20 protein-coding genes and 1 tRNA gene are annotated in these 22762 nt (G+C 50.7%); 9 read left to right on the top strand and 12 right to left on the bottom strand.

Annotated features, from left to right (window positions below):
- Positions 1 to 158 (top strand): ATP-dependent helicase C-terminal domain-containing protein (locus tag Q0628_RS15695; protein WP_366979055.1); only part of this gene is annotated, 158 nt, incomplete at its 5' end.
- 21 nt (positions 159 to 179) lie between these two features.
- On the opposite strand, the gene Q0628_RS05980 is transcribed toward Q0628_RS15695, so the two are convergent.
- Positions 180 to 1277: a DUF1343 domain-containing protein gene (locus Q0628_RS05980; protein ID WP_298769107.1), complete on the bottom strand. Its 1098-nt coding sequence runs from the start codon at positions 1275 to 1277 to the stop codon at positions 180 to 182.
- A 167-nt stretch (positions 1278 to 1444) separates the two neighbouring features.
- On the opposite strand from Q0628_RS05980, the gene ssb reads away from it, so the two are divergent.
- Genes ssb through Q0628_RS05965 form a run of 3 tightly spaced genes read left to right on the top strand, consistent with a single transcriptional unit; the run spans position 1445 to position 3887 of the window.
- The gene (gene ssb, locus Q0628_RS05975) at positions 1445 to 1921 is read left to right on the top strand and encodes a single-stranded DNA-binding protein (RefSeq protein WP_298769105.1); all 477 of its coding nucleotides are present in this window, start codon (positions 1445 to 1447) and stop codon (positions 1919 to 1921) included.
- A 7-nt stretch (positions 1922 to 1928) separates the two neighbouring features.
- Entirely contained in the window at positions 1929 to 2867 is a 939-nt protein-coding gene (locus tag Q0628_RS05970) for a hypothetical protein (protein ID WP_298769103.1), read from the top strand.
- 18 nt (positions 2868 to 2885) lie between these two features.
- Positions 2886 to 3887: an aspartate-semialdehyde dehydrogenase gene (locus tag Q0628_RS05965; protein WP_298769101.1), complete on the top strand. Its 1002-nt coding sequence runs from the start codon at positions 2886 to 2888 to the stop codon at positions 3885 to 3887.
- A gap of 172 nt (positions 3888 to 4059) precedes the next feature.
- On the opposite strand, the gene Q0628_RS05960 is transcribed toward Q0628_RS05965, so the two are convergent.
- From Q0628_RS05960 to Q0628_RS05940, 5 genes are all read right to left on the bottom strand, one after another.
- On the bottom strand, positions 4060 to 5178 hold the full coding sequence (locus Q0628_RS05960) for an aminopeptidase (protein ID WP_298769099.1): 1119 nt from the start codon (positions 5176 to 5178) through the stop codon (positions 4060 to 4062).
- 114 nt (positions 5179 to 5292) lie between these two features.
- Positions 5293 to 5901, bottom strand: coding sequence for a 50S ribosomal protein L25 (locus Q0628_RS05955; RefSeq protein ID WP_298769096.1), 609 nt, complete (start codon positions 5899 to 5901; stop codon positions 5293 to 5295).
- Positions 5902 to 5938: 37 nt separating this feature from the next.
- Positions 5939 to 6010: transfer RNA gene (locus Q0628_RS05950), tRNA-Gln, on the bottom strand.
- 48 nt (positions 6011 to 6058) lie between these two features.
- Positions 6059 to 6919, bottom strand: a complete 861-nt coding sequence (gene ispE, locus Q0628_RS05945; protein ID WP_298769094.1) for a 4-(cytidine 5'-diphospho)-2-C-methyl-D-erythritol kinase — start codon at positions 6917 to 6919, stop codon at positions 6059 to 6061.
- A 5-nt stretch (positions 6920 to 6924) separates the two neighbouring features.
- Positions 6925 to 9837 carry a DNA translocase FtsK gene (locus tag Q0628_RS05940; protein WP_298769092.1) on the bottom strand — a complete coding sequence of 971 codons (2913 nt, stop codon included), beginning with the start codon at positions 9835 to 9837 and terminating at the stop codon, positions 6925 to 6927.
- Between the two features lie 308 nt (positions 9838 to 10145).
- On the opposite strand from Q0628_RS05940, the gene Q0628_RS05935 reads away from it, so the two are divergent.
- On the top strand, positions 10146 to 13217 hold the full coding sequence (locus tag Q0628_RS05935) for a CHASE2 domain-containing protein (protein WP_298769090.1): 3072 nt from the start codon (positions 10146 to 10148) through the stop codon (positions 13215 to 13217).
- Between the two features lie 44 nt (positions 13218 to 13261).
- Here Q0628_RS05935 and panC read toward each other — a convergent pair whose 3' ends face one another.
- The 3 genes from panC to folK are packed head-to-tail and all read right to left on the bottom strand — an operon-like array spanning position 13262 to position 15274.
- Entirely contained in the window at positions 13262 to 14113 is an 852-nt protein-coding gene (panC, locus tag Q0628_RS05930; protein WP_298769089.1) for a pantoate--beta-alanine ligase, read from the bottom strand.
- The gene (locus tag Q0628_RS05925; RefSeq protein WP_298769087.1) at positions 14113 to 14763 is read right to left on the bottom strand and encodes a deoxynucleoside kinase; all 651 of its coding nucleotides are present in this window, start codon (positions 14761 to 14763) and stop codon (positions 14113 to 14115) included. The genes panC and Q0628_RS05925 overlap by 1 nt, the downstream gene beginning before the upstream one ends.
- Before the next feature lies 1 nt (position 14764).
- Positions 14765 to 15274: a 2-amino-4-hydroxy-6-hydroxymethyldihydropteridine diphosphokinase gene (gene folK, locus Q0628_RS05920; RefSeq protein ID WP_298769085.1), complete on the bottom strand. Its 510-nt coding sequence runs from the start codon at positions 15272 to 15274 to the stop codon at positions 14765 to 14767.
- Positions 15275 to 15568: 294 nt separating this feature from the next.
- On the opposite strand from folK, the gene rho reads away from it, so the two are divergent.
- From rho to Q0628_RS05905, 3 genes are all read left to right on the top strand, one after another.
- Positions 15569 to 17485 (top strand): transcription termination factor Rho, encoded by a 1917-nt coding sequence (gene rho, locus Q0628_RS05915; protein ID WP_366979054.1) that lies wholly within the window; start codon positions 15569 to 15571, stop codon positions 17483 to 17485.
- A gap of 13 nt (positions 17486 to 17498) precedes the next feature.
- Positions 17499 to 18305: a pyrroline-5-carboxylate reductase gene (proC, locus tag Q0628_RS05910; RefSeq protein ID WP_298769083.1), complete on the top strand. Its 807-nt coding sequence runs from the start codon at positions 17499 to 17501 to the stop codon at positions 18303 to 18305.
- Between the two features lie 61 nt (positions 18306 to 18366).
- Entirely contained in the window at positions 18367 to 19671 is a 1305-nt protein-coding gene (locus Q0628_RS05905; RefSeq protein WP_298769081.1) for a sigma-54 dependent transcriptional regulator, read from the top strand.
- On the opposite strand, the gene Q0628_RS05900 is transcribed toward Q0628_RS05905, so the two are convergent.
- Genes Q0628_RS05900 through Q0628_RS05890 form a run of 3 tightly spaced genes read right to left on the bottom strand, consistent with a single transcriptional unit; the run spans position 19668 to position 22261 of the window.
- Positions 19668 to 20390 (bottom strand): ABC transporter ATP-binding protein, encoded by a 723-nt coding sequence (locus Q0628_RS05900; protein ID WP_298769078.1) that lies wholly within the window; start codon positions 20388 to 20390, stop codon positions 19668 to 19670. The two genes, Q0628_RS05905 and Q0628_RS05900, sit on opposite strands and share 4 nt — an antisense overlap.
- Complete coding sequence (locus tag Q0628_RS05895) at positions 20387 to 21334, bottom strand: iron ABC transporter permease (RefSeq protein ID WP_298769077.1); 948 nt, start codon at positions 21332 to 21334, stop codon at positions 20387 to 20389. Before Q0628_RS05895 ends, Q0628_RS05900 begins: the two co-directional genes overlap by 4 nt.
- A 51-nt stretch (positions 21335 to 21385) precedes the next feature.
- A complete protein-coding gene (locus Q0628_RS05890) occupies positions 21386 to 22261 on the bottom strand; it encodes a hypothetical protein (protein WP_298769074.1) in 876 nt (291 codons plus the stop codon).
- Between the two features lie 69 nt (positions 22262 to 22330).
- On the opposite strand from Q0628_RS05890, the gene Q0628_RS05885 reads away from it, so the two are divergent.
- A partial coding sequence (locus Q0628_RS05885) for a transcription antitermination factor NusB (RefSeq protein WP_298769072.1) occupies positions 22331 to 22762 on the top strand: 432 nt, incomplete at its 3' end.

Genomic DNA, 22762 nt, shown 5'->3' with positions numbered 1-22762 from the left:
AATTAAAAGTCCGGTACGACATTCTGGCACCGAACTTCCGCACGATTCAAAAGACTTGGGACTTGACGGGATTCTGGCAGAATACTTACGCCGAAGTGCGCAAGGAATTGCGCGGTCGCTACCCCAAACATCCCTGGCCCGAGACCGTGGAATTCTAGAAAGCGGGCATTACCCTTTCCCTAAATTGAACTTTCAATAAATTCCTTACGGAAAGTACCATTTCCAAGCAGTATATCGATGGGCAACTTCTTGAATTCGTATTCATAGGGAGGCTGTTTCCAGGCGAATTCGTCTGGATACTCGTTGAAGATGTACTGCAACAGTTTTACCGCCATGTCGAAACTGCGGAACTTGTCGCGATCGAGCACATGAATCTGTGCGCCACCGCAAATCTGACCAGCACCCTTGTGGAAGGTCGGCTGGAAGTAGTTTTCGCGGAAATAAACACCTGGAAGTTTGAGGCCATTCATATACTTGCAGAGCTTGACCGCATCAATGAACGGAGCGCCGAAAATTTCAAACGGGCGCGTGGTACCACGGCCTTCGCTCACGTTAGTGGCTTCGAACAGGCACATGCCCGGGTAAACAATGGCGGTATCAAGCGTCGGCATGTTCGGGCTCGGCAGAATCCACGGGAGTCCCGTCTGGTCGTACCACATCTTTTTATCGTAACCTTCCATGCCGAGCACGTAGAGCTCGCACTTCGGGAAACGTTCTTCCTTAAACTGTACAGCAAGTTCACCAATCGTCTTTGCATGGCGCGTGCGGATGCTATGAAGTCCCACGAAACTGGTGTAGTCAAGGTCTAGCACCGGACCTTCTTCGTCTACGCAGTTGATGGGATTCGGTCGGTCCACCACAATCACGGGGATGCCGGCTTTTTCGCAGGCTTTCATACAAAGGAACAATGTCCAGATGAATGTGTAGTAGCGCGCCCCCACATCCTGCAAGTCCACAAGCATCATGTCCACGTGACTGAGCATTTCGGCAGTGGGTTCGCGGTGTTCGCCGTAAAGGCTATAAACGGGAATGCCCAGTTCGGGGTCGGTGTAACCTTCCCATTCGATCATGTTGTCCTGGGTATGTCCCTTGATACCATGCTGGGGGCCAAAAAGGGCAGAAAGCTTAAAGAGTTTGCCGTCGTATTCTTTGAGTAAATCGAGGGTATAATGCAAATCCGGGAGAACCGATGCCGGGTGGAGGACTGCGCCAAGGCGCTTGCCCTTGAGGTTTTCGGGGAAAGATCGTTCGAATCGGGTAAGAGCGAGAGAAACCATGAATGAGTGACTGGTTAGTAGTTCGTGATTAGGGGTTTATTTTTGAAGAAAATATAAATATTTTGCCAAACATTATTCCAAAACGAAAAATTTTTCTGAAAATGGCACAAAGTGACAGACGGATTTTTTTATTTTTAGACCATAAATAAAACAAATAGGATAATTATATGGCTTATCTCAATAAAGTGATGCTTATCGGCAATATTGGCAAGGACCCCGTCATTAGCGCAAGCGCAACTGGTCGCAAGCGCGTATCGTTCTCACTCGCCACCAGCCGTCGCTATCGTGACAACAATGGTGAACAAAAGGAACAGACCGATTGGCACAACATCGTCGGCTGGGGAAAAATTGCAGACACCATGGAATCCCTCGGCGTTCATAAGGGCATGACCCTCTATGTCGAAGGTTCCCTCACCAACCGCAGCTGGACCGACCAGACTACCGGCCAGAAGCGCTATAGCACCGAAGTCAACCTCGATACATTCCAGCTTTTGACGCCCCGTGGACAGAACGGAAATTTCCAGGGCGGAAATTCGTCCCAAGGCGGAAGTTTCTACAATCAATCCAACAACTTCAACCAGCAAAGCGCTCCGGCATACGATGCCCCAGTGCAGGATGTCGTCGACGACGATCTTCCGTTCTAATTAGAAAATGAACCAACAAATTGCGGACATCGCCTTAATGATGGTGCTCCCTCTGGGCATCACCTTTACGGCAATACTCATGTCGGCCGCCGCCGATACACGCACTCAGAAAATGATGGGTGCGCTTTTGTCGTTCCTGATTGTAGTCATGGACTGCATTTTCTTCTTCGCGAAGAACTCGTTCATCGCCTACAACTGCGACGGCGGGCTTCTGCTTTCGTTTGCAAGCCTGCTGTTTTTCTCGATTATCTGTGTCATCCGCAGCGAAGACCCCGCTTCCAAGACAGGATACATCTTCCTCGCTTTCTTCATGTTGTCAGGCTTCATGGGAATCGCCTACTGGGATCGTCCAACATTCATTCCGACATCGGAATATTCCGCTGCAGAAATTTCTGCAATGAACGCGAAGTACCAGGACTACATAGCCTCGTTTGAAAACGGCGAAGGCGGCAAGATCTACCCCGCGAAGTCCAACGGCCAACAGGCAAACACAAAGCGCAACACCGCGGCAAAAAGCGCAGACGATGGTTCAATGAGCCGTCTCGAAAGCTACCTGATGGATGCCGAAACGGTCATCAATCGCATGAACGTCATCACAAATTCCATCGACGACTTCGAGCCTCTCCCCGCAAACATTTCAGAATCAGAACGAGAAAAGCGTAGCAGCCAGGCTCTTGCCATCAACAACAACGCTGTCGCCCTCAACAAGAAAGTTTTGGGTCTTTTCCACCCGCACGAATCTAGCGAAGCTCACAGCGAGCTAATTCAAGCGAGCGAATGCGTGCGCCTTTCCGCCTACGCTCTTTACAGCTACACGCTGCAGGAAAATCCGGAACAGCAGCTAATTCTCTATAGGCAATCTCGCGACCAAATCAGCCAGATGAAAATCTACCTGAAGCGGTTCTGGAACGCCACCGATGCTTTACAAACTAACAATCAACAATAAACCGAAAAAAGGTTCAATATGATTCGCAACGTAGCCATTATGGGCGCCACTGGTGCCGTAGGCCAAGAAATCCTTTCCATTCTCGAAGAACGCAACTTCCCGATGCAGAGTCTGAAGCTCCTCGCTTCTGAACGCAGCGCCGGTAAGGAATTCAAGTTCAAGGGCGAAACTCTCAAGTGCGAAGTTCTGAACAAGGATTCTTTCAAGGGTGTCGACCTGGTGCTCAGCTCCGCCGGTGCCGCGATATCCAAGGAATTCGCCCCGATCGCCGTCGAAAACGGCGCCGTGGTTGTCGACAACACTAGCCACTTCCGTATGGACCCGAATGTTCCGCTGGTCGTTCCCGAAGTGAACCCGGAAGACATCAAGCTCCACAAGGGCATCATTGCCAACCCGAACTGCACGACCATCATGATGGTTGTAGTACTGAACCCGATTGAAAAGATTTCCCACATCAAGAAGATTCACATTTCCTCTTACCAGAGCGCGAGCGGCGCAGGTGCCATCGCCATGGAAGAACTCAAGCAGCAGTACAAGGACATCCTCGAAACCGGTACGACGACGCACATCAACAAGTTCCCGTTCCAGCTCGCGTACAACGTGATTCCGCAGATCGACAAGATGACGGAAAACGACTACACGAAGGAAGAAATGAAGATGTTCAACGAAACGCGCAAGATTATGCACTCCGACGTGCGTACCAGCGCTACCTGCGTGCGCGTGAGCTCGCTGCGTTCTCACTCCGAATCCGTGTGGTTCGAGACCGAGCGCCCGGTTTCTGTCGAAGAAATCCGCAACGCTTTGAAGAACGCCCCGGGCGTGACCCTCAAGGACGACCCGCAGAACTACGTCTACCCGATGCCGCTCGAAAGCGCCGGCAAGGACAACGTGTTCGTTGGCCGTATCCGTAAGGACCTCGCTGACGAGAACAGCAACACGCTGTGGCTCACCGGTGACCAGATCCGCAAGGGCGCAGCTCTCAACGCCGTGCAGATTGGCGAGATTCTCCTCAAGATGTAAATCGGTGAGATGCTGTAAAGGCAAGAGTCTCGCCCGTGCTTGCATGAGGCATGACCGAGCCGAAAGCATCGAACTCCGAGGAGTCCACGCGACTGCGCAACTTTCTTTTTTGTGAAAAACATTAAAAAGCCGTCCCATAAAGGACGGCTTTTTCCGTCTACAGCACTGTCTACTATTTTCCCAACTGGTCCGGGTTCAGGCATTTGAGTTCGTCAACCACAAACAATCCATCTTTACGAATGAGCTTGTCGTCGAACCAGATCTCGCCGCCACCGTATTCCGGACGCATGATGAGCACCAGGTCCCAGTGGATAGCGCTGATGTTGCCGTTCGGGGCCTCTTCATAACAGCGGCCCGGCGTGAAGTGGATGGAACCCGCAATTTTTTCATCGAACAGGATATCGCACATGGGGGCGTTCACGAACGGATTAAAGCCGATGGCGAACTCGCCCACGTAGCGGCCACCTTCGTCGGTATCGAAGAGCGCATTTAGAGCAATGTTATCGCCGGATTCGCATGTGGCGTTCACAATCTTGCCATCCTTGAATTCAAGACGGATATTGCTGAAGTACTTGCCATCGTAAAGGGTCGGCGTATTGTAGTGAATCACGCCGTTCACGCTGTTCTTGACCGGTGCGGTATAGACTTCGCCATCGGGGATGTTCATGTTGCCGCAGCACGGAATCGCCGGAATGTCCTTGATGCTGAACGTCAAATCGGTACCGTTTGCCACAAGACGTACCTTGTCGGTGCGGTTCATGAGGTCCACGAGGTTCTGGGCGGCCTTGGCCATCTTCGGATAGTCGGCAAGGCAAGCTTCGAAGTAGAAGTCTTCAAACGCCTCGGAACTCATCTTGGCTCCCTGCGCCATGGAGGGGTTCGGCCAGCGAAGCACGCACCAACGCGTCTTATTCACGCGGTAGTTGAGAACATCTTCGTTAATCTTGCGGTAGTTGAGCATTTGGCGGCCATCGATGTCGCAATTTTCGAGGGCGTTATCGGCACCGCGAATAGCGATGTAGGCCTGCATCTTCTGCATTTCGGCCATCGCAAGGTCAGCCTGAAGCTTCATCTGTTCGATGGTCGCAGACTTGATCATTTCGCGACGGACACGGCCGCGGTAATTGTGAACGAATGCGTTACCGCCCACTTTAGCGACTGCCTTCACGAGTTCTGTCGTGACTTCGTCGGGAGTGTCGGTCGTTTCGATAAGGATGTTTTCGCCCGCCTTAAGGGCTATGGCGTTGTTAATCAGATTTTCTGCAAGTTTCGTAACACGTGGATCAGTCATTAAAAATCTCCTTTAGCATCTCCAAAAATAGCAATTTGACTTATCAAAAGCAAAAAAAAACCTGCCCGCTATGCGGGCAGGCGTATTTCGTATGCGGAAAACCGCAAAAGACGATTACTTAGCTTCGGCAGCCGGAGCTTCAGCAGCAGCGTCATCAGCCTTCTTACCGCTCTTGGCAGTAATAGTGAAGATCACGGTGCGCGGCTGACAAGCGAGTTCGATGCCGTCAGCAAGCTTGAGATCCTTGGCGTAGAAGGTCGTCGGAGCCGGGAAGTCAGAGATGTCCATTTCGAGGACAGCAGGAATCTTGGCCGGTTCAGCAGCGAGCTGGATGTAGCGGTTCTGCTGAGCGAAGGTACCGCCCTGGGTCTTGACGCCAACCGGAAGACCGGAAAGCTTGACCGGAACGCGAACCTTGACCTTGGTAGAATCTTCGATCTTGAGGAAGTCGATGTGTTCGATTTCCTGAGTCAGCGGATTCTTCTGATAGTTGTAAATTACGGCAGCGTTGCCGGCCTTGCCATCAATTTCCAGGTCGAGAAGCGTGTAACGCTTACCCGGGGCGAGAACCTTGCGAACATCGATTGCGCTAACGCTGATATTCACAGACTCCTGACCCTTACCATAATAGACAGCCGGAATCTTGCCTTCCTTGCGGAGACGGGCGCAGTCGCGGCTCTTGCCTAGCACTCTCGAGGTTGCTGCGAGCTTTGTGAGTTCCATAATTTTACTCCAATTAAGTAAATGGTTAAAAAATTCATTGGGGTAGCTGGATTCGAACCAACGAATAACGGAATCAAAATCCGTTGTCTTACCACTTGACGATACCCCAATGGTGGCGCAAATATAGCAAAAACATCACAATTTTAAAGGGGAATGACTAAAAACCCTCGAAAAAACGGGTTACGACCTGATATCTAGTTAGGGGTTTCAGTTCATCGGCAGCCGCTTTTGCCTGTTCTCGTGTTTCAAAAAAGCCAAAAACCGAAGCACCGGACCCAGACATCAGGGCAACCTTCGCTCCCAGTCGCAGAAGTTCCTTCTTCAATTCCTCGACAAGAGGATGCTTCGGAAAAACAGAAACTTCAAAACTATTGAACGCGTGGGCACAGGCATAATCCATACCGGACTTACCGCTCCGGAACGAACTCTTGTACTGATTCCAACGGTCAGGGCCCGATTTCGGAACGCCCGCATAGGCATCCTTGGTTGGCACGGAATCAAGCGGAGTCGCAATCAGCAGATACTCGTCATTCTGCAACTGCAGCGGCTTTACAAAAGTCAACTTTTCGCCAATTCCCTCTGCAAAGGCGGTGCCACCACGCACCAAAAACGGGACATCGGCTCCGAGACGGGCTCCGAGCTCTTCCAATCGTTCGAAACGATACCGGAGTTTCCACAGCTGATTCAAAAGACGAAGCGTCGCCGCAGCATCGGCGCTACCACCACCGAGACCCGCACCCAAAGGCATTATCTTTTTTAGATAGATATCCGCACCGAGCGTAGTCCCCGACTCCTGCTGCAAGAGCTTGGCAGCCTTGTAAACCAGGTCTGATTCCAGCGGATAATCCTGCGGTTCGTTATAGCAAAGCGTAATTCGACCATCCTGACGCAGTTCGGCACTTACGGTATCACCTGCGTCAATAGTCTGGAACAGCGTGCCCAAGTCATGATATCCGTCTTCACGCTTGCGGATGACGTCTAAGAACAAGTTAATTTTAGCAGGAGCGTATTCTTTCATTTCAATTACCCGAATTTACCAGAGCGCTGCATGCTCTGGATTTCTTCGATTCCAAGGAGCATGGCGCGGGGTTTGCTGTTACCCTTGGCAGGGCCACACACGCCGAGGCTGTAAAGTTGGTCCACAATTTTACCGGCTCGGCTGAATCCCACGCTAAAGTGGCGCTGCACCGCCGAGGTCGAAAGCCCGCGGCATTCGACAGCCCAAACGGCCACATCGTAAAGCAGTTTGTCAAGCTTGCCCAAGTCCTTGCCTCCGCCCTCGCCGTCTTCGTCGCCTTCGCCGTCAGAGACGTCGAACGATTCCACCTGCGGGTAGAATACGTTCTGGTCGGAGCAGGCATCGGCAAGCTTTTCGGCTTCTTCGTCGCTTAAGAAGGCTCCATGAACGCGAACCGGTTCCGGATCGTTCACGGCCTTGTAAAGCATGTCGCCACGGCCCAAAAGCTTTTCTGCGCCGGCATGGTCCATGACCGTGCGGGCGTCAATCTGAGAGGCCACCTTGAAGCTGATACGCGTCGGCAAGTTCGCCTTGATAATACCAGTGATAACCTTCACCGACGGGCGCTGCGTGGCAAGCACCAGGTGAATGCCCACGGCACGAGCCTTTGCGGCAAGGCGCGCCACGTTCTTTTCGATTTCCTTGCCAGCGACCATCATGAGGTCCGCCATTTCATCGATAATCACCACGATGAACGCCATGCGATGGCTGCGGTCTTCTTCGGGCACTTCGTCAGGCAACTCGCCCGCTTCAAACTTCGCGTTAAAGCCGCCAATGTTACGCACCTTCGCCGATGCCAAGACTTCGGTTCGGCGGTCCATCTCATAACACAGCCACTGGAGCGCCTGAATGGCAATTTCGGGCTTGGTAATCACCGGAGCGAGCAGGTGCGGGATGTTTTCGTACATCTTGAGTTCCACCGCCTTCGGGTCCACCAGAATCATGCGGAGTTCATCAGGAGTCTTACTAAAAAGCATAGACGCCATGAGGGCGTTAATGCACACGGACTTACCGGAGCCCGTCTGACCTGCAATCAGCAAGTGCGGAGCCTTGGCCAAGTCCATCGTAAACGCTTCGCCGGTAATGTCTTTACCGAGCGCCACCAGAATCTTTTCGGGCGACGGCTTGAACTTTTCGCTCTGGAACACATCCAAACTATACACCGTCTGGAATTTACGATTCGGAATTTCGATACCGACAGCCGCCTTGCCTGGAATCGGGGCCAGAATGCGGACCGACGAAACGCGGAGCGGAAGCGCCAAGTCTTCTTGCAAGGCAGAGAACCGGCTCACCTTCATGCCCGGGCCCGGTTCCACTTCAAAACGGGTAATCATCGGGCCCGTTTCGCAACCGATCACGCGGCCCTTCACCTTGAAGTTTTCAAGCTTTTCTTCGAGCATCTTGCCGATAGCGTTCAGTTCTTCTTCGCTGTAATCGGCGGTCTGCGGCTCATGTTCTTCCAGAATGTCGCTAATCGCAGGCACCTTGTATTCGTCGTAAACCGTGGTCGGGTCTCGCTGCGGAATCGGGGCAGCCTTCATACCCGCTGTTGATGTACCGTTCGGCACATTCCCAATCGAAGCGCCCAATGTTTCGTCCGGCATTTCAGGGACCTCACCCACATCGTCGGCACCGTAAACTTCGGGCACGAACGTTTCGTCATCAGAGGCCGCCACATCGATTGTTTGAGCGCCATCGCCACCCAGCAAGTCTTCTGCATTAAAGGGAGCCTCATTACCAACCGTCGGCTCGCCCGCCATCACCGTGCGTTCATCGGCCGGGACCTGCGTCATGGACCTTTGCGTTACACCCCTTGCGGCAGGCATCGTTCCGGTCGGCATCGCATCTGCAGCCACCGTACGTGCCGCCATAGAACCCGTCACCGGAGAACCATCGCGGCGCACATCGCCCTTCACCTGCATACGGCCGCGGTGATCCTTTTCCCAGGCAATCAGGTCGCGGGCACGCTTGAGGGCTGCGATTTTTTCCTTGACTTCCACGATTTCAAGGGCGTTCATCTTGCCGCCATTCACACGCAAGTAATCTTCGAGCCTGCGGATTTCAGGGTCTTCGTCCAAATTATATTCGCCTGCTACATTGTCCGTACATTCGGCTGGTTTCAGATTTTCCTGCATAGAGGCAACGGTCACCGGGGCCTCGTCCGGAACTTCTGGGACCTCATCAAATCCCTGATTCAAGCTGAAGTCATCGTTCATCCAGCTATTGCGTCCGCTAAACGGAGTCACCTTGCCCTTGCGGCGAATCTTGAAACCGTCTGGCTCTATGTCCACCGTATTGTCGTCCATGTACACGCCTTTCGGAAGAGATGCGGCAACACCGGGTAGCGGCATGTTTGACACCACATTTCCACGAGTAGACGTAATCGGCTCAACCAACTCTCCCTCAACCGGATCTTTTTTCTTGAGCACGGACTTGAACCAGTTTGTCGTCTGTACAACAAACGCAAAATGCCGCGGACGAAGACCGAACGCCAATACCAGTATGAGTGCGAACGCCAACAACAGGATAACAAGAGGTATCAAGACCGATGTGGGGAAAACAGCCTGAGCTACATTCTGGCTAAAAAATTGACCTAATGCACCGCCATTCTGCGCAAAGGCTTCTCTAGATAAGTTCTTGACTCCGTAGCTCTTCAAGGAAAACAGAAACGAGAGGTCCAGCGACAAAAGCGTAAGACCAAGCGCATAACGCAGAAAACGCAACCGGAACGTCACTGAAACCAGAACAAGTCCCCAAAGTGCTAGGGCCAGCGAGAAAAACAAGGACGGAACACGGCCGAAGAAAAAAGCAAGCGATTCCGGGAAAAGATTTCCCAAGTAAGGGCCCATGACATTGCCTTCTGCCCCGCTCGCGACCGAACAAATGCAGCCAAAAGCAAGAACAGCCCCCAAAGCCACTAAAAACCACCCACCCACAATAATGCCGAATCCCTGAGAATCAGCGTTTTGAGCAGATTTAGAGTTCTTTCCCGTTTTTTTTGAAGAAGTTTTCTTTTGACTAGCCAAAATGCCTCCGCGATTATATTTAAATATAGTTCTTCCGACCCTAATTGTCTCATCCAAAAACAAAAAAATGCGCTGTAACTCGTTGTGCATCAACAAGTTACAGTTTTCACAGCCTTTTTGCTCCAAAAGAGAATTTTCTATTTTCCGTTTTCCAAACAGATTCCCACAGACAACTTTCCTCGATTTATTATCTTTTTCTTATGCGAGCCAAGATTTCCAAGAAACTGAAAAAGATTTTTGCAGGCTTACTCCTGTCAGCCGTCTTTGTAGCCATAATCCTTATTTTCGGTAGTACCCAGAATGAAATCGTCGGAACGACCCGTAATACGGCAGAATCCCTAGAAAACATCTTCTACGACATATTCTTCAAGGTCCACACGCATATCGACGATTCCGAAAACACAGATATGCAGGCAATCAACGCCGTCCACTACGATCCAAACATTATCATTGTCGATATCGACGAAGCCTCGCTTGCCAAACTGGGCAACTACTACGAATGGGACCGTTCCATCCACGCCAATGTAATCCGCAACTTAAGCAAGAGCGGAGCCTCGGCGATAAGCCTCGACATTCTGTTCAAAACGGCCGATTTTGGCAAGCAGAAGAGTGACCAGGTCATGGACATCCTGCGCAAGGTCACTCCGGACGCACCACTTGATTCCATCTACCCCTCCGTCAAGACCAACTACAACTTCGACTCCATGCTCGTTGACGCCGTCCAGGAAAGCGGCAACACGATTGTCTGCGACATGTTCGATATCAGGTCTTCGTACCAGCACAAGAGTCAATGGGAGCCTCTCAGTACCACGCAACGCGCCGAGGAAATCGGCTACCAGTTTACACTCAGCAATAGCCAAGTAGACAACATTGACCAAATCGAGGGCAAGGACCTGCTCGACAACGTTTTCCCCGAACTGGCCCGCGCGGGTGCAGGCCTGGGTTCCGTCAATGTATTCCCCGACAACGACGGTGTCGTCCGCAAAGTCGCCATGCTTTACCGTTTCCCCAATCCAGAACTCTATCCGGATGACAGCAGCAGAGTCTACCCCACAATGTCGCTCATGACCATCCTGCACCTGTTCCACAAGGATTTCAGCGAAATAAAGGTCAAGACGGGCAAATACATCGACCTCGGCAAGCCGTTCGGCATTTATCGCGACAAGGATGGAGTCTACCACACGACCTACCCCAATTTTAGCTATCCGATGTTCCTTTCCCTCAAGGAAAAAACGGCAGACAAGCACCTGAAGAAAGCGGCCGGGCAAGCCTTTGTAGACATATCTTCCAAGGTCTTTGCGACTAAGGACAAGAACGGGAACATACTCTTCGATATTTACAACAACCAGTCCCTGAATGTCGAATTTTCCAAGGCTCTATTGAATCTTACTGTCGAAAAACTTGATTCCATTCCCGAAGACAAAACAGTCAATCTTGGCAACGGGATTGTCATCAAAAGGGGTTCACAAAACAAGGAGCTTTTCATTCTCAAGAACCTAGCCCAATTTGACGAAGAAGACGAAGAGGAAGACGAAGAAGACGACCTAGATGGCGAAACTATCTGCGGCATCAACAAGAACATCATTCAGACGATTTCCTATTTCAAGGACTCAATTCCCAAAATTCCCGTCGGAAAGATTGTCCCGCTTTCCCTGGACATGGACATTCACTATGACAAGAAAAATCGCAAGTGGCGTTCGAGTCAGGTCATCATCTCCGACGCCGTGCTACGCGACATCCAGAAAACGAGCAACGAGGCCATCCAAAACCTTAAACCGGGCGAAGAGCTACGCTTTGGCCCCGTCAAGCGAATTCCCATTAACAACCAAGCCGCCTTCCGTGTGAACTACAAGGGGCACTATAACATAACACCGTCCTTCCGCACATTCCAGCACCTTTCCTACTACGACGTCTATGTCGGTCGTTTCGACGCCTCCTCCAGCCAGGGAAACATCTACATCCTAGGTTCAGCAGCTACGGCCCTATTCGACTACCACCCCGTCCCCAACGAAGAGAACTTCGCGGCAGTGTTAATCCACGCCAACATCATCAAGAACATCCTCGAAGACGATTACCTGACCATCCTAAGCGAAAAATACCAGCAAATTATCGTCATTCTCCTAGCACTCATCTGTCTGTTCCTCGGACTATACTTCAAGAGCTACATTTCCGTTTCCATCTCCATCCTCCTCATGGGCATTTATACCTATGTCGCCTACCGCTACTTCGAAGGAGGGCTATACATCGGAGTGTCGAAACAGCTCCTTTCCATATTGCTAACAAGCGTTACCGCTCTAGCGGTTCAGTTCTATTTTGAAAACAAGGAAAAAAGCTTCATCAACAACGCCTTCAAGCAATATATCTCTCCGGAACTAATCGATGCCATGGTGGATCAGGAAATCATGCCGACCCTCGGTGGCGAAAAGTCGAACATAACCGCCTACTTTACCGACATCGCCAGTTTCTCGACATTCTCCGAAAAGATCGGCGACCCGAGTAAGCTCGTTGAACTTCTGAACGAATACTTGACTGCCATGACCGACACCCTTTTGAGCAACAAGGGAACTCTCGACAAGTACGAAGGCGACGCCATCATCGCATTCTTCGGTGCGCCCATGCCTCTCCCCAACCACGCCCAAAACGCCTGCGATTCTGCCATCGACATGCAGAATAAGTTACGCGATCTCCGTAAAAAATGGGCTCACGAAGGCGACAAATGGCCCAAGGTGGTGCATGACATGCACATGAGAATCGGAATCAATTCGGGCGACATCGTGACAGGAAACATGGGATCCACCATGCGCAAGAACTACACCATGATGGGCGACGCGGTGAACCTCGCAGCACGTCTCGAAAGCGCAGCCAAGCAGTACGGCGCCTACATTCAAATTAGCGAAGACACGCAAGCCCACCTCGAAGACGGAAGGTTCATCTACCGTTCTCTCGACACCATCCGCGTGATAGGAAAAAGCCAGCCAGTCAAGACATTTGAACTACTGGAACGCCGCGGATCTGAAAACGAAAGTTCACTACTCCAACTGGTCGATATTTGGGAAAAGGCTCGCACCTGCTACCTGAATATGCAATGGGACAACGCCATCGAGCTCTTCAAGCAATGTCTTGACCTGGAGCCGCATCACCCCGACCGCGATCCGGGCAGCAAGACAACACCGTCACATGTATACATCAAACGTTGCATGGCATACAAGGAGAATCCGCCTGTTGCAGAAGGCGAAGTCTGGGACGGCGTGTTCACCGCGACGGAAAAATAAGAGATCCTTCGACGCGCTTCGCGTGCTCAGGATGACACTTCGTGTCAATTCAATTCGATATTGTCGATCAGGCGGGTCTTTCCAAAGAAGGCCGCTACCAGAATGACCACCTTGTCATCGGGTCCAAGCATACCGGAGAATTTCTGCAAGTTCTTTTGATTGACGACTTCGACAAACTGGACGATACCGTGCGCAGCGAGAATCGACTTTAGGGCGATATCGCGAAGCTTCGCGACGCTCCTTTCTCCCGCTTCGTAGGCATCCTTCGCAAGCTTCAGGCCGACGCTAATTCCTAGTGCGCGCTTATGTTCGTCTTCGGACAGGTATTCATTTCGGCTAGACAGAGCAAGTCCCGAGGCCTCACGGACAATCTTTACTCGATGAATCTGAAGATCGAAATTAAGGTCCTTGACCATTCGCTCGATCAGAAACACCTGCTGATAGTCCTTTTCCCCAAAATAGGCATGATTACAGCCAGAAATGATAAACAGCTTCGAAACAACCGTAAGCACTCCACGGAAATGCCCGGGGCGATAGGCCCCGCAATACATTCCTTCCAGAGTTTCATCGCGAACCATCGTGAGCGGGTCACCATCAGGATACATTTCCTGAACGCTCGGAGCAAAGATATAGTCTGCGCCCAGGCTTTCTGCCAATTTCGCATCGGCTTCTAGGCGTTTCGGATACTTGTCCAAATCCTCGTTCTTTCCAAATTGGATGGGATTTAGGAAAACGCTCACAACCGTGACATCGCAATTTTTTACGGACTCCTTGATTAGCGCTCCATGACCATCGTGCAACGCTCCCATCGTGGGAACAAGCCCGATAGACTTGCCGGACTTCGAAATCGGCTTAAGTATCTGGCGGAGAGAATCAATAGTAGTAACGATTTGCATTATTTACCTTCTGGAACAAAATAGGTCGTCTGCCGCGGACAATTCGCGATGGCGTCCATGACCAATTGCAGATGCGCTTCATTATGGACAAAATCAATGTTATCGGTATTGATAATCAGGACCGGAGCATAGGGATAATTCCAAAAATGCTGGTCGAATCGCTCCATGAGCCCCTTTAAATACGAGCCTTCAATAGTTTTTTCCATCGCACGACCACGACCATGAATGCGTTTTAGCAGAGTCGGAATGGAAGCCTGCAAGTAAACAACCAGGTCAGGTCTCGGAATATCATGATTGAGCGCACGGGCCACCTGCTCATACATGGCATATTCGCTTTCAGTCAAATTTTGCGCTGCGAAAATCTGGTCCTTATCATAGGTATAGTCGCTCACCAACAAATCATGGAAAAGGTCACTCTGCAACGCTGAATTCTGCAGCTGCTTCAAACGGTCAAGCAAAAAGAAAAGCTGGGTTTGAAACGCGTAAGCTTCCTTGTTCTGGTAAAACTTTTCCAGAAAGGGGTTCTCCGCGAAGTTTTCCTCGATAAACATGGCGTTCCAACGTTCGGCAATGATTTTAGCAAGAGAAGTCTTGCCTACGCCGATGACCCCTTCGATGGCCAAAAAATGGACGTCCTTTTCTCTCAGCATATCAGGGTTCCTCCGATGAAATGACACGGAATGGAATTTTCTCTTCTTTCTGCAACAAGTTCGAAAGCAAATCCTTGACCTTAAGCCCCATTTGTGGATCAACCCAATCTTGAGCGATATCGGCAAGCGGCACCAGTACAAACTGGCGATTCACAATCTGCGGATGCGGGAGTTCCGGACGGCCTTTATGGATTTCATTCCCAAAATACAGCAGGTCCAGATCGATTTCGCGAGAATTCCAGTGTCCTCGAGGTTTTCGTCCCAACACGAACTCGGAACCTTTCAGATAGTTCAACAATGTCGTCGATGTTCCAGAATACCAGAAGCTGACCACCTGGTTGAAATAGGGACCCTGCCCCTCCGGTCCGACCGGAGGAGTCTCGTACACCGGGCTTTCTTTCCAACCACCCGACGATATCTTACGCAGCATTTCGCGCCCTTCGCTTAAATGCCGGGAGCGATCCGGAAGGTTCGAACCGAGTGCAATAAAAACTCTTTCTAAAGAATCCACGACACAAATATAAATATTCAGAAGGCTCTTTTTTGTTTAAAAATTGACAGAACCGCCGAAGATGAGCCCCAATTAAAAAAAATCAAAAAAAAAGCCAGTTTCAATGACAAAATTCCTTTTTTTAATTATCTTATACACCACTGGATAGAATTGTCCAGCTTAGCCTTCCCATCCATAAAATTGCTTTTCAATCGGCAAATCGAATTGAAAGCATGGTCAGGCCAAATTTTTCCTAAATAACAACATTTTATAAACCAAAATCTTTATTTCATTCCCTCAATACAGGAAACTATCGTGGCACCCACAAAGAAGAATTCAAAAAACACCCACCTTGCAGATCAAGAACCGACCGGAATGGAAGTGCCTTCCGAACTGAAATCGGATTTTGTCGACGAGGCGGAAAAAGAATCCAAGGAAGAACAGACGCCCAAGCGCCGCATCAAGTCGAAAAAGACCAAGGATGAGTCCGAAGAGGTTAAGCCGAGCAAAAAGCAAAGCAAGCCTGTCGCCAACGAAGAAACCACCGCAACAGAAAATACGCAAACAACCGAAAAAGCCGATTTGTCTAGTATCGAGAAGGAGAATCCAGTTTCGTCCGAGAACACCGACTCCCTTCCCGATGAAAAGAATGCAGAAAACATTGTCGATCCACAAAACGACATTCAAGGCGACAACCAGCAGAATTTCAAAAATCAACAGAACAACCGATTCAACAAGTTCGGAAAGAACCGTCGTTTCGACAAGAACAATCGTCAAAACCGGAATTTCCAGCCCGAAGAGGAGGACACGACCCCACTCCCCGAACCAGATTCTGAAGCATGGAACAAGGCTCGCGAATGCTGGAGCAAATACCGCAAGATGACGATGAGTGACTTGCAGGAACTCGCCTCCCAGAAAGAGAATCTCGACTACCGCCGTTATCGCAAGCAGTCGCTCGGTCTGCTGCTACAGAGCCTCGAGAATGAAAATAACATCGTCTATGCCGAAGGCCTTCTGGAAGTAACCCCGCAGGGACACGGATTCCTCCGCAATACAGAATTCAACTACCAGCAAGGTCCGGACGACGTCTATGTAAGTCAAAATCTTATCCGTCGCCTTGGTCTTAAGGTCGGAGACACTGTTGCCGGCCTAGCCCGTCCTCCTCGCGACCAGCAAGACAAATACTACGCCCTGCGCCGTGTAGACAAAGTAAATTTTGAAGATCCCGAAAAGATCAAGCGCCGTGTTGCCTTCGAATACCTGACCCCGATTCATCCGAATGAAAAAATCAAGCTCGAATGGAATCCTGAAGAATTGAGCACACGCGTCATGGATCTGTTCTCACCCATTGGTAAAGGGCAGCGAAGCATTATTCTCGCACCTCCACGCACCGGTAAGACAATTCTTTTGCAGAACATGACCCGTGCCATCGCTGCGAACCATCCTGAAATCATCATCATCGTGCTCCTGATCGACGAACGTCCTGAAGAAGTGACAGAAATGCGCGAGATTATCGGCAAGCTCGTCGAAACCAATCCGAACCTACGCGCTGAAGTCGTCGCATCGACCTTTGATGAGCCACCTGATCATCACGCCCGCGTTGCGACTATGGTTCTCGAAAAGGCCAAGCGACTCGTAGAGCAGCAGAAGGATGTCGTGGTCCTTCTCGATTCCATCACCCGCTTCGCCCGTGCAAACAATGTCGTCATTCCTCATTCCGGCAAGATCCTTTCGGGTGGCGTGGACGCAAACGCCATGCAGTTCCCGAAAAAGTTCTTCGGGGCAGCCCGTAAGATAGCCGACAAGCTCGGAGATTTCCAGAGGGATTCGCTCGGACAGGTTGTCCAAACGATTACCGGAGAACCCGTGCGCGAAGTAATTCAAAAAAATGGTTCTCTGACCATCATCGGCACCGCATTGATTGAAACAGGAAGCCGCATGGACGAAGTGATCTTTGAAGAATTCAAGGGTACAGGCAACATGGAACTGGTGCTAGACCGACGACTCGCCGAAAAACGCACCTGGCCAGCAATTGACATTTTCAAATCCGGCACCCGTAAGGAAGACCGCCTGCTATCTCTTTATGAACAGGACATCATCTGGAAATTCCGTCAGGGAGCCCTCGACACAGAAAACGGCATCATGGACAAGCTCATCAAATTGATGCATCAGAGCAAGACCAACGCCGAACTACTTGAACTTTTAAAGAAGGCCAAGGACAGCCTCCGCTAAAAAAGGATACAACATGACAGAAAAAATCTTTTTCGCAGGCACCGGCAACATGGGCGGAGCAATTCTCCGCGGACTTTTGAAGGCCGGCACCAATCCTTCTACCATTTTCTTCTTCGACCCCTCCGATAAGGCTGCAGCCGAAGTTTCTGCACTCGGCTGCGTGCGCGTGGCAAGCTTTGCCGAAGGTATCAACAAGGCCGACGTCACCTTCCTTTGCGTGAAACCGCAGATTTTCAAGCTAGTTTCCGCCGAATGGAAGGCCGCCGCTGCCGCCGAAACGTCTACCAAGACATTCGTGAGCATTATGGCCGGCGTGACCCGCAAGGCCCTCATCGAAGTCCTCGGCGAAAAGAACCAGATTCTCCGCGTGATGCCGAACCTGCCGCTGACTGTTGGCAAGGGGTCCGTGGGCCTCGCCACGGACGGCGTCACTGAAGAAACGCTCGCCATTGCCGAAAAGATTTTCGGCAACATAGGCGTGACCTGCCGCGTTGCAGAATCTCTGATGGATGCCGTCACCGGTCTTTCGGGCAGCGCACCCGCTTACGTGTTCGAATTCATCGAAGGCCTCACTCGCGGCGGAGTCAAAGCGGGTCTCACCCGCGATGTTGCACTCAAGCTCGCGCTAGGCACCATCGAAGGCAGCGTTGAACTCGTGAAGCAGTCCGGCAAGAGTCCCTCTGACCTTTGCGCCATGGTCTGCTCTCCGGCAGGCACTACCATCGCAGGCATCAACGCCCTCGAAGAAGGCGCCTTCCGCAGCACGCTTATCAAGGCCGTCGTGGCGGGTACCGACCGCAGCAAGGAACTGGGAAAATAGTAAACTGGGGCTAGTAAACAGGTTTTAGCCTAATCACCAGCCCCTAACCACTAATCACTAGATGTCCACTATCAATCTATTTGCGAAAGACAATGCAACGTCCTCGTTTATACAGGACGTTCTTTCGTCGGTAGATTACCCGGTAGACATTTTCCGCGATGTTCCCCCGTCGGATTTTATTCCACAGGTTCCACTTATTATCTGGGAACTGGACTCTTTTCCTACAAACAATTTGCAGGCTCTAACCCGTTTTCGCGAAACTGCACCAGATACGTTGATTCTAGTTTATGCCGAATCTCCCGAACAGTTTAGCGAAATATCTAATAAGCTTTACGACAGCATCCTTTCGGTGGAATCCCTAAAGCTCCACCTAATGACGCAAATAGCGAAGCTAAAGGAAATCCATAACGCAAGGAAAGTCTTTAGCGAACGCATGAGCCACCTGGTCGGAAAAAGTTCCGCAATGCAGGAGCTTCGCAAAATCGTAGAACGCGCTATTTTACATACGGGCCCCGTCCTCATCCAGGGGGAAACGGGAGTCGGCAAGGAACTGATCGCCAAGGCAGTCGCATGCATCTACGACAAATTCGTCACGGTCAACTGCAGCGCCATTCCCGAGAATCTCTTCGAAAGCGAACTTTTCGGGCACACCCGAGGAGCTTTCACCGGAGCACAAAACGAGCGTATCGGCCTTTTTGAGGCGGCTGATGGCGGAGCTATCTTCCTCGATGAAATCGGAGATATGCCTTTACACGCCCAGGTCAAGCTGTTGCGCGTTTTGCAGAACAAGGAAATCCGTCCTCTCGGTGCAAACAAGACCAAGCGAATTGATGTGCGGATCATCGCCGCGACCAACCGCGACTTACTTCGCGAAGTTCACGAAAAGCGTTTCCGCGAAGATCTTTACTACCGTCTGAACGTCATTCCAATGCAGATTTCCCCTCTTCGGAACCGCAAGGAAGATATCGAGGATCTCGCCAATTACTTCATCCAAACTTACAAGGGTGCAGGCGAAAATTACTCTCTCTCGGAATCGGCCCTTCAAAAGCTGCAGGCTCATAATTGGCCAGGCAACATCCGCGAGCTCGAGAATGTCATCCAGCGCACGCTCTGCTTTACGAATCCAGGAATCCTGCGAGCCGAAGACATTCAGATAGACAACATGAACATTTCGGAAATCGAACCTATTGATTATGAGTCCTTCCGCAAAATGCAGCTGGAACAGGAAAAAGATTTCTTAATCAAAAAAGTCCGCGAAGCAAACGGATCCGTTCGTGATGCAGCAGTGAATATAGGAATGCTCCGAACCGCCCTATACAACAGGCTCGCCCACCTGGGCGTCAATATAAAAGAAATCAAGTTCTAAAACGGATCGGACTCCGTCCAATCCAGAAGTCCTTTACTTCGAGCATCAGCCGCATTCTCAACCCGTGCCACGCCGTTAGAAACAGAAATGATTCTATCGCAATATTTTTCGGCATATTCCACGGAGTGCGTCGAAACCACAATTCCCATCTTTTTTTCGTGCGCAAGATTGCGCAGAGTCGAGAACAGTTTTCGGCTGTGCGGAATATCCAGGAAAGCGTTCGGTTCATCAAGCAACAGCACCTTGACCTGCTGCGCTAAGGATTCCGCCAAGTAGACCCGGCTCCGCTCACCATCGCTGAGTTCTGTCATCCAGCGATTCGCAAAATTTTCAAGCGACAAAAGCGCCAACGCTTCGTCCACCTTTTTCATATCCGCCGATGAGCGCACATCGAACAATCCTGTATAAGGCATTCTTCCTAAACCGACAAACTCCCTCACCTTCATTCGCGCAGGCGCCGCAGCACCCATCCGCACAAGAGCAATCACCTGCGCACGGGATCGAGCGTCCCATTGCGCACGACCAAGCAGCAAAACATTTCCCGACACCGGAGGCAGTTGTCCAATTAAAGTTTTAAGGAAGGTGCTCTTACCGCAACCATTCGCTCCAAGGAGAGCGACCACCTCGCCTTCGTGCAGCTTAAAATCAAATGCAGACACGAGCGGGCTCTGTCCGGCATAGCCCCACGAGAGGTTCTTGCAGTCAAGCAGGATCATCATGCACTCCCCCGGCTCCGGAACACGACCCAAATCACTACAGGAACTCCCACCAGGCTAAGTACCGCATTCAAAGGTATCGTCGTAAATAAACCCGAAGCAAGACAGAGCACGATGCCGCACAAGGCTGCCCCAGGAAACAGGATCCGGTGATCGCTTGTTTTGAACAACATAAATGCCAAATGAGGAACAGCAATACCAACAAACGCAACCGGACCACAAAAGGCGGTCGACGACGCAGCAAGAATAGTCGATGCAAGTAACACGAGCATACGGCCTCGGCGAACATCAACCCCCAGCCCCTTGGCAAATTCATCTCCAAGCCGAGCGGCATTCAAATAGCGTATGCAAAGCGCCAGCATTCCCATTCCCACGAATACCGCCAATGCATAGATCCAGATGCAGTCATAAGTCAATCGAGCAAAGCTTCCCATTCCCCAAGATACATATACACGAAGGGATTCCGCGGCACTATTCACAATCAGCATGCTAACCAAAGCATCCACGAAGTACCCCGTCAATAACCCGACAATTAGCAGTATTGTAGGATTTTCAAATTGCCGGGCAACGAGCATAATCAAAACGGAAACAGCAAAGGCGCCTACAGCTGCAGATGAAAGAACTCCAAAATGTCCGAAACTAAAACCGGCCAAAAGCGAGAGGGCGACACCGAAGCTTGCCCCGCTACTGATGCCCAAAACAAAAGGTCCCGCCAGCGGGTTGCGAAACAAAGTCTGCAACGAAAGACCGGACAGTGAAAGCGCTACTCCAGAAAGGACCGCCGCTACCAGTCGTGGCACACGGATGTCCCAAAAAATTCGTGACACCGTAGAAACTCCTTCATTACGGGCCGTAAAGACATCCGTCCAAGAGATGTCCGCGGTACCCGCAAAGAGATTCAAAAATGAAAAGAGAGCCGCCAACAAGAGCAGCAGCGCAAACCCCAACGGGATTCTCAGGTTGGAAGGTTCCCCTATCGGCTCCATTAAGGATAAGCCTTACTTTTTCTTCTTGTTCTTTTCAGCTTCCTTCTTTAGCTCGGCGGTTCCCTTGGGATCGCGCAAGTAAAGCTCAGCCGGGATATTGTCAAAGCCCTGCAGGGCATTGAGCCAGTTATCATTCAAGTCACGGAATTCCAGCTTGTTCAAATTGTATAGCAGGGAATCCTTGATGATATCAAACGTAATGTAGTCCCAACGGACCACCTGACCGTCCTTAAACACTTCGCGGCTCACAAGAGTCTGCTCACTGTCGAAGCGGTAACGAGCCTTGAAGGTGTATTCGCCAGTCATCTGATAACGGCCGGAATCGGAATAAGTACGGGTAATGCCCACCAGGGTATCATTCACGCCAAAGCGAAGTTCCGCATCGCGGAATGCATGACCATGGGCAATAATCGGAGTACGCCAAACGCCAATCATCTGGTCCTTCATTTTCTTCTGGAGGACGGTATCAATATTCCAATGATCAAAATTGCTTTTGTCATAACGAGCACGCTTCACGTACTTGCCTTCATTAATCATCTTGCGCACGCTGTCCGCCTGAACCTTCGCAACGCTATCGATATTGCGGGCTCCGAGAGTCGGAGCGACATTGTTCATGGAATCGAGCTTCGCCTGGATCATTTCATCCAAGGTGGCCGTTGCGCCGCGAGGAGCTGCAACCACCTGAGACTCAACCTTAGCCAAGTTAGCCTGCTGAGCCGGGGCAGCAGGAGCCGCTTTAGAGGCCGGAGCAGACGCACTGGTCGAAGATTGCACCGCAACCGTAGCTGCAGCTGAAGTTGTAGACGGAGCCGTCTGAGCCAAAGGCATTCCTACGAAAGCCAGAGAAAACAAAGAAATAAGAATATGCTTGTACATGGAATCACTCATCAGTTAAAATGTAGTTAAAGCATGAAAAAAAATATGGGAAAAAAGGCGAAAAAAGGCTATCTTTGGCACATGCTCGATTATTCTCAAGTTCCTTCCCCCTGTTTTGTACTGGACGAAGCTAGGCTTCGCCGCAATATGGAGATTCTCGACGACATTCAGAAGCGCGGGAATGTAAAAATAATTTGCGCTTTGAAGGGCTACAGCTTCTGGCGCTCCTTTCCGCTAATTGGCCAGTACCTTGCAGGTGCAACAGCAAGCTCCCTCAACGAAGCAAGACTTGCCAAAGAAGAGATGGGCAAGGAGGTCCATGTATTTGCCCCCGTCTACGAAGACGACGAAATCGACGAAATCATCTCAAAGTACAGTGAAAAGAGAAGCGTCGAAAGAATACCTAAGCTTAACCTTGCTATTCTGCGTATCGCTATCTATGAAGCTCTTTATGATGACAAGGTGCCTGTAAATGTAGCTATCAGTGAGGCTGTGCTTCTCGCTAAGGCTTAT

The sequence above is a fragment of the uncultured Fibrobacter sp. genome (genome assembly GCF_937877005.1).
Classification (GTDB): Bacteria; Fibrobacterota; Fibrobacteria; order Fibrobacterales; family Fibrobacteraceae; genus Fibrobacter.
This window is presented reverse-complemented; position numbering and strand designations above follow the sequence as displayed.